6 protein-coding genes and 2 pseudogenes are annotated in these 7826 nt (G+C 43.9%); 6 read left to right on the plus strand and 2 right to left on the minus strand.

Features of this window, described 5'->3' with window-relative positions:
* The first annotated feature begins 180 nt into the window (after positions 1-180).
* Genes AB5642_RS18965 through AB5642_RS18975 form a run of 3 tightly spaced genes read left to right on the plus strand, consistent with a single transcriptional unit; the run spans position 181 to position 5480 of the window.
* A complete protein-coding gene (locus AB5642_RS18965) occupies positions 181-1599 on the plus strand; it encodes a Wadjet anti-phage system protein JetA family protein (protein WP_173719603.1) in 1419 nt (472 codons plus the stop codon).
* Entirely contained in the window at positions 1559-2176 is a 618-nt protein-coding gene (locus tag AB5642_RS18970) for a DUF4194 domain-containing protein (protein ID WP_118583732.1), read from the plus strand. The genes AB5642_RS18965 and AB5642_RS18970 overlap by 41 nt, the downstream gene beginning before the upstream one ends.
* On the plus strand, positions 2145-5480 hold the full coding sequence (locus AB5642_RS18975; protein WP_173719604.1) for an ATP-binding protein: 3336 nt from the start codon (positions 2145-2147) through the stop codon (positions 5478-5480). The genes AB5642_RS18970 and AB5642_RS18975 overlap by 32 nt, the downstream gene beginning before the upstream one ends.
* Before the next feature lie 161 nt (positions 5481-5641).
* Here the strand turns inward: AB5642_RS18975 and AB5642_RS18980 are convergent, their stop codons facing one another.
* Positions 5642-5785 (minus strand): DUF6783 domain-containing protein, encoded by a 144-nt coding sequence (locus tag AB5642_RS18980; protein ID WP_306467808.1) that lies wholly within the window; start codon positions 5783-5785, stop codon positions 5642-5644.
* On the opposite strand from AB5642_RS18980, the pseudogene AB5642_RS18985 reads away from it, so the two are divergent.
* The 3 genes and pseudogenes from AB5642_RS18985 to AB5642_RS18995 all read left to right on the plus strand — a co-directional run.
* Positions 5723-5902: pseudogene (locus AB5642_RS18985) on the plus strand (DUF6783 domain-containing protein); the annotation flags it as partial. The gene AB5642_RS18980 and the pseudogene AB5642_RS18985 overlap by 63 nt on opposite strands.
* A gap of 23 nt (positions 5903-5925) precedes the next feature.
* Complete coding sequence (locus tag AB5642_RS18990) at positions 5926-6225, plus strand: hypothetical protein (protein WP_173717214.1); 300 nt, start codon at positions 5926-5928, stop codon at positions 6223-6225.
* Between the two features lie 156 nt (positions 6226-6381).
* Complete coding sequence (locus tag AB5642_RS18995; RefSeq protein ID WP_173719605.1) at positions 6382-7065, plus strand: DNA alkylation repair protein; 684 nt, start codon at positions 6382-6384, stop codon at positions 7063-7065.
* Between the two features lie 132 nt (positions 7066-7197).
* Here the strand turns inward: AB5642_RS18995 and AB5642_RS19000 are convergent.
* Positions 7198-7826: pseudogene (locus AB5642_RS19000) on the minus strand (alpha-amylase); the annotation flags it as partial.

Genomic DNA, 7826 nt, shown 5'->3' on the forward strand with positions numbered 1-7826 from the left:
GTTGCGCCGGCGAGTGAGCAATCACCATTGTCCGAATGCGTCCGCCTTGAACAACTTTCAACACACTAAATAGCAACTGAGAAAACCTTGTACAATAAAACCGGCTATGCTAAAATAAAGAAAGATTTCAGGGACAAAGCAGTTTGTCCCTTGTTTTACGTTTAAAGAAAGGACACCCCTATGTTTCACATAATCCCCGACAACTTTTTTGTCCCATTATCTTCTCCAAACCGAATTGTATACTGGGAATGTATCAGCCGCCTTTTTGCCATTATGGAACACCAGTTCTCCTTTGGCGTGGAAAGAGAAGTGCTGGTAGACGAGCTGGAATTTTATTTTGGACAGGAAAATGCGGCCCAGCTGGTGGAAGAAGAATTCCAGGCTGATGACAGCCGAAGCCGGGCTAACGGCATTTTGCGCCGCCTGGAATACTACGGCTGGATCGAAGTGGAAACAGACAAAAGCTACGTACAGCGTGTAAACTTCAAGGAATACGCTGTGAAAATAATCAAAACACTCCTGGATATCGCAGATGGGAAACAAATTGAATACCAGGGGTACATTTATACCATCTACAGTCTGGTAAAAGGCACCATGGATAAGCCGGGTATCGTGCTCATGCAGATCTGGGAAAACACTGACTACCTGATCACTGGTCTGAAAAACCTCAATTCCAACATCAAACACTACATTGATGACCTTACCAGACACAGCACGGTTGCCCAGATTATGGATGCACTGTTTAACGACTACATTACCAATATTGTAGACAAAGCCTACCACCGCCTGTTGACTTCTGACAATGTTTCCAAGTTTCGTCCGGAAATTATGCAGTGCCTGGAGAAAAAAAGCCACAATGAGGAATTTCTGGAAAAGGCATCTGCAGAGATTGCAGCTATCCGGGAGGTTTCCGAGGAAGAGGGGCGGGAACTGACCTACCGTTATCTTCACGAAATTATTGAGGCTTTCCGCAATATGGACGAGATTCTTCAGGAAATCAACCAGAAAAATACCCAGTACCAGCGAGCTGCCATCAACCGTGCTAAATTTCTCCTGGCAGGAAATGAAGATGTGCGGGGGCAGTTGAAAGAAATACTCATGGGAATTAATGAAGAAATCAACCGGGAAAATATGGATCTTGGGGGAATCTACCGCATTGATTTTCTGGATGATCTGGTGCGTATTTGCCAGTGTTCTATTCTGGAACAAAGTTCTCTGTATCTGGCAGTAGAAGGGAAAAAGGAATTCATCCCCTCCAGTCTGGAGAATGAGGAACCAGACGAAGAGCTTCGCCGTGAGAAAATGAGAAAGATGGCAGAAAAGATCCGGAAAGTGATCAGTGTAGAGAAAATTCAGAACTACGTAAACCGTTATCTGGCGGAAAAAGATGAGCTGGAAGCAAGCCAGCTTCCTCTCAATAATGAAGAGGATTTTATCAAACTGATCTATGTGCGCCTTTACGGTCAGCGCAAAAATATGGGATATGTAATAGAAACTCTGGAAGAACGGGAAGTAAACGGCTACCGTTTCAAAGATTTTCGGATACGGAGGAGAGAAAATGGAATATCTGGAAGGAATGCTGCAAAAAGAAAAGGATAATTTCAGCAGGGTTTGCAACCGTCTTCTGGGAACCTGCTTTTTGTGCAAAGGAAACCAGAATACCAAAGCAGATTATTATTTTGTGCTGAAATACAGGAAAGAATTTAAAGAATATCTGGGCGTTCTTGGCTATCGCCTTGAGATAAACGAGGAATATGGAGTGATTCAGCTGACCAGTCCGAGAGGGTATAACCGGATGAATCTGAAGCTTTATGATTCCATTGTACTTCTGATCCTGCGAATTCTTTACGATGAAAAGAAGCGTGAGCTTTCCGCAATAGAGGAAGTAATCGTGAACCTTGGAGACATTCAGGATAAGTTTGTGAGTCTTAATATCCGTGACAGATTAATCGACAAAACCACCATGCGAAATGCCCTGAGCCTATTCCGAAGATATCAGATCGTGGAGCTTCTGGATAAGGATATGGGAGATGAAGAATCTCGTGTTCTGATTTACGACTCCATTCTGATGGTGGTACGTGCAGAAGACATTAAGGCAGCATATGAGAAACTGGAGACATACAGAAAGGGAAGAAACGAAAGCGATGAAGAAACTGACGAGGATGAAGCTGATTAACTGGCACAGGTTTAATAACTGTACCATAGAGTTTGGAGATTCTACTCTTTTATCTGGTGAAAACGGCGCTGGAAAATCCACTCTTTTGGACGCGATCCAGTTTGTGATCATCTGTTCCACCGGCTATTTTAACAAGGCGGCCCACGAGAATGGCAAGCGAAGGCTTACCGGATATATCCGCTGTAAAACAGGAAAAGAAAACCAGCCTTATGAGCGTACCGGCGAGATCAGCGCTCATGTTGCCCTGGAATTTTATGAGGAAAGCAAGGATAAATATTTCATTATCGGTGCTGTTGTGGACTCTGCTTCTGAGGGCCAGGAGACCACAGTGCGGTATCTGATGGAGAATACCAGGATCTCAGATGATCTTTTCCTGTACGGAAACCAGGTGAAATCCATTGCAGAATTCCGTGGTTCCAACATTGATATCCGCCAGTGGTGCAAGACCAATGTAGAAGCCCGTAGAATGGTCACAGCAAGACTTGGAAGGATTGAAGATAAGTTCTTCCGTCTGATTCCAAAAGCGCTTGCATTTAAGCCCATCGACGATATTAAGGACTTTGTTTACTCTTACGTGCTGGATGAAAAAGAAGTCAATATTGATGTACTTCGGGAGAATGTGCGTACTTATCAGGATATGGAACGTACCCTTGATAACGTGAAAAAACGCATGAAAAAACTGAAAAAAATACAGGAATTGTACCAGCGTGTACAGGAGCGTATTGAAAAGGACAGGATGTACGAGTATTTCCTGAAACGTAGTGAGCTGGAGCTTGTGGAAGGACAGCTTTCCAGTCTGGAAACTGCCAGAAAGAATGAAGAAATCCGTCTTTCCCAGGCGAAAGCCCAGCTGGAAATGCTTCAGAAAGAGCGCTCTGAAAAGCAGGAAATTGCCACAAATATCCGTGTAGAACTGCGCCATAACCAGGAATTTGTAGCTTTGGAAGAGGAGAAAAAAGAGCTGAAAAGGCTTCGGGATAAGAGACAGGAAGCTATGAATGAGGAGACGGAATTGAAGAAGAGCGTGGCTCAGGCGGCCAGGGACTGCGAGAGTTTGTTACGGACTATAGAGGCAGGGAACACTTCCAGATATTCTGCAGCAGTTTCTACCGAAATGAGTCAGTCTGCAAATGCAGAAAATGGAACTGGCGCAGATTTCGCTTCCTGTATCCGTGAATACCGGAAAAAACTTCAAACTCTGGATGGTGATATCAATGTAACAGAAATAAAGAGCCTTACAGATGATGTGATCCATTTCAAACAGATGCGCTATGGAGAACTGCAGGAAGAGCAGGCGCAGCTGAAGATCCGGCTGAATCAGAACCAGACAGAATGGGAGAAATTAAGCAAAAAGATCAATAAACTGAAACGCAAAAAGCTGACTTATCCATCTGGAGTAGAGCTTCTTGTGGAGTCTGTACAGGAAGAATTTGCGGGTATTGGAAGAGAAATCCAGCCTGGAGTGCTCTGCGAAATGCTGGAAATTAAGGATGAGGAATGGCGAAACGCAGTAGAGGGGTATCTGAATACGCAGCGTTTTTATGTGCTTGTAGAACCGGAGAACTTCGATATTGCACTTGGTATTTATGACCGTCTTCGAAGAGAGAAAAAGGTTTACGGAGTAGGTCTGATCAATACGAAAGATCTGGAAAAATACGACACTGCGCCTGCTGGAACTCTGGCAGAAGTAGTCACATCCCAGAACAAATATGCCCGTCAGTACAGCAACATGCTCCTTGGAAAAGTACAGATGTGCGAGCGTTACGAAGACCTGAAAAAGTATTCTGTTTCTATCACAAAGGGCTGTATGAGATATCAGAACTGTGTGGCAAGTGCCATCAAACCAGAGGTATTTCGTGTGCCGTTTATCGGCAAAAATGCTTTTACCGTACAGCTGGCACAGGCTGAAGAAGAATTTCAGAAGCTTAGTGAAACAATGGAAAATCAGGAGAAAAAGCTGTCTGACACAAAAGAGATTCTGGGACTTCTTTCTACAGAAAGTGACGTGGATATTAAGTACCGTCTGGATGTGATCGCTACCCTTCGTATGTTAAATAAATCCATTGATAAATGTGAGGAAAATATACGAAAACTGAAAGAAAATTCCACCCTGATCCAGAAGCAGCTGCAGCTGGATGAGCTGGAAAAAATGCTTAGGGGATTGGATTACACCATCAGCTCCGACACGGAAAAAATCGGTGGAATGCGTGCCCGGATCCAGGATTTGGTTGCCAGAAAACAGACACTTCTGGAAAAACAGATTACCGGAAAGAGTGAGGTAACCACTCTTGCAGCAGATGCGGGAGAACGTTTAAATAGCTGGAATCGGGAATATAAGGAGGCTCTGGGAGTAAGATCAATTGAGCAGTTTCAAAGTGAATATTTTTATAAACTGCCTTCTAATAAGAGAAAATATAACAGTGAGAGATGTCAGATTGCCAAAGACAATATGATAAATGCCATGGTGGAGTATAAGACCGAGCATGATTTTGGTGCAGCTGCCAGTCTGGATGGTTTTCCTGAATTTGAGGCGGTATATGAACGTTTGAAAAACTCTGAACTTCTTGATTATGAGGAGAAAGTACAGTCTGCCCATAAAGCGGCAGAAACAGAATTTCATGAGCAGTTTCTGGCGAAATTACAGGAGAATATGAAGCTTGCACAGGGGGAATTTAAGGAACTGAACAAGGCGTTAAAGGGCATTGATTTTAGCAGTGAACGCTATGAATTCCAGTTTATGCCAAGTAAAAAATACCGCAATTATTATGAAATGATCATGGATGATTTCAATGTGACACAAGGCGAATCCCTATTTTCGGGAATCTTCCATGAGGCTCATAAAGATGTAATCGAGGAGCTGTTTGAACAGCTTTCGGTAAGTGGAGATAACAGTGCACAGGCTCTTGACGAGTTTACGGATTACCGTACTTACATGGATTATGACATTAAGATCATTCATAATGACGGCACCTATTCTTATTATTCCAAGGTATGTGAAGAGAAGAGCGGCGGTGAGACACAGACCCCGTTTTATGTGACAGTGGCAGCCTCTTTTGTGCAGCTTTACAGCAATAATATTGGTGGCGAGGCAGCTGGGCTGGTGCTCTTTGATGAGGCCTTTAATAACATGGATGATGAAAGAATCGGCGGCGTTTTGGAATTCCTGAGACGCCTTCCATTACAGCTTATTATCGCCGCTCCTCCAGATAAGATCCAGTATATCGGCCCGGCTATGGATGAAGTGATGCTAGTAATGACAGATCAGAAGCAGAGTTATGTGGAGGAATATCACAATGCAGTATGACTAGTACATCGAATATTAAGTAACTGCCATATTGACTTGTCTGATTTTTCATCTGCTGCGTTGTCGTCGGTCGCCGTAGCCACCGCTATGCCTCCTTTCTCCGCCTTGCATATGAAGAAATCATCCTGCGTCAATATAGCAGATACTTAATTTTCGATGTACTAACTGGTATTAGAGCGTGTTTGAAAAATCATTCCCGCAATCTGCACGCCCCACTTTGCGGGAGATTTCACCCGAATTCGGTTGCCGTAGCCCGCTATGGCGCCCTCATCCGGGCGAAATCTCCCACAAAGTGTGACGCACATCTTGCAGAAAGCCTTTTTCAAACACGCTCTAGAGAACCTGCTGGATTGCAGATGGATTCTGAAATTAACAGTTGCGCACAGATAGCTGAGGTATTAAAATATATAAAAATAACATAGCTGCAAAAAAGGAGGTACCGCATATGACAACATTGGAAATTCTGGACCGTCTGCAAGGTGATGCACTGAAAGATGGTGAACTTCGAAAAAAGCTTTTGGCAACCCGTTTGGAAAAGGATCCTCTCACTGTTTTTTGCAGATTATGCAGGGAACTTGGCTATGAATTGTATGAAATGGACCTGGTATCTGCCGGAGAAGACTTCTATGCTACCATGCGCCGCAGTACCAATGGCGGCGGAGAAAACTCCCCGAAGCTGGAGGGGGAAGATGACTTCTATGAGCTTTTGATGGCAAGCCTGGAGGCAGCAGAGAAAGCAGAATAGAATTGGCTCAAATAGACATCAACTATGAGTGTTTTTGGTAAGCCAAAAGCATTATGCAAAACATTATGTAAACTAAAAAGACGACAGTTGAAAACCCAAATTTCGTTGAAAATTAGAGTGAAATGTCTGTTATAGATTGAAAAACAGGGAGTGTGTATGGCAGAATTAACGGAATTGCAGAAGCAGTTATTCGAATTACAGGATATAAAATATCGGGATTTCCACAGCAAATTAATGCCCGAAACAGCCAAGGAAAAGATTATTGGAATCCGTATTCCGGTGCTTCGGAAGTTTGCAAAAGTATTCGCCGATACTCCGGAATCAGAGCCCTTTTTGCAGCAGCTTCCTCACCAGTTTTATGAGGAAAATAACCTTCATATGATGCTGATCACTGGGATAAAGGACTATCCGAAATGTATGGAAGAAGTACAGCGATTCCTGCCCTATATCGACAACTGGGCCACCTGTGATTTCCCAGAGCCAAAGTGTTTCCGTAAGAACAAAAAAGCAGTATTAGAAGAGGTCCGGAAGTGGATCGCCTCCACTGAAACCTACACTATTCGCTACGGGATCGGCATGCTTATGCGCCTTTTTCTGGACGAGGATTTTTCCCCGGAGTATCTTGAAATGGCAGCTGGCGTACAATCACAGGAATATTATGTAAACATGATGATTGCCTGGTATTTTGCCACCGCTCTGGCCAAGCAATGGGATGCTGCAGTACCTTATATTGAGCAGCACAGACTGTCGGACTGGGTACATAAAAAGACTATCCAGAAGGCAGTGAAAAGCTATCGGATTACGTCTGAACAGAAGGAATATTTGAAAGGCTACCGTTAAAAATAGGATTTTATGGTTTAGAGACTGAGAAATAAAAAACGCCAGAATGAAAAGCTTTATCATGCGGTAAAGCGAATTTCATTCTGGCGTTTTGTATTTATGCAGGCATAAGATCCTGGTGGCTGCCGCAAATCAGCGGAAGCTCTTCAGCCAGTTCACCAGGGAATCATGCCAGATATTGTCATAAACGGTTTTCTTCATCTGGTCGGTTACCGGACCATTGTTTGCCATTTTCGCAAGGATTCCGGCTTGAAGCTCTTCTACGGTCATGTCCTCTGGGGACTTGGACCAGTCTACGGTTATCTGAGATTTTTCGGAGGCTGGTTCGGATGCGGTAGTAGTATTAGATGTTGTACCATCAGCTGCTTTTTCAGAAGCATTTGCGGTGCAATCAGAGTTACCTACAGTAGTCGCAACCGTTTCCTTTATGCTGTCCGTATTCGCAGCATTTTTCAGTGCCTGAGAGATCGGAGTTGTATTTTGCTCTGCGACAGTGGCAGCAGCTTCCTCTTTTGTCTGGTCTGCGTTGTCAGCCTTAACTGTTGTATTAGTAGTTTCCGGTGTCTTTGCATTCATCTCTACCGGCTTATACTCTGGCATATCCCCAGCCGGAACCCAGATATTGCCGCTGTTTCCGGCAACGGTTACATGAATGCGTCCATTTTCTACAGAAACTTTTTCACCGGTCAGAGTACCTACATACTCAGCTGCATTTCCAGCAGCCAGATCCATAGAAGCGGCATTGTCATCATTATTTACAG

Origin of the sequence: Ruminococcus sp. 1001136sp1_2201st1_G3_2201SCRN_220225 (genome assembly GCF_040924365.1) — a bacterium.
In the GTDB taxonomy this organism is placed as follows: domain Bacteria; phylum Bacillota; class Clostridia; order Lachnospirales; family Lachnospiraceae; genus Blautia_A; species Blautia_A faecis.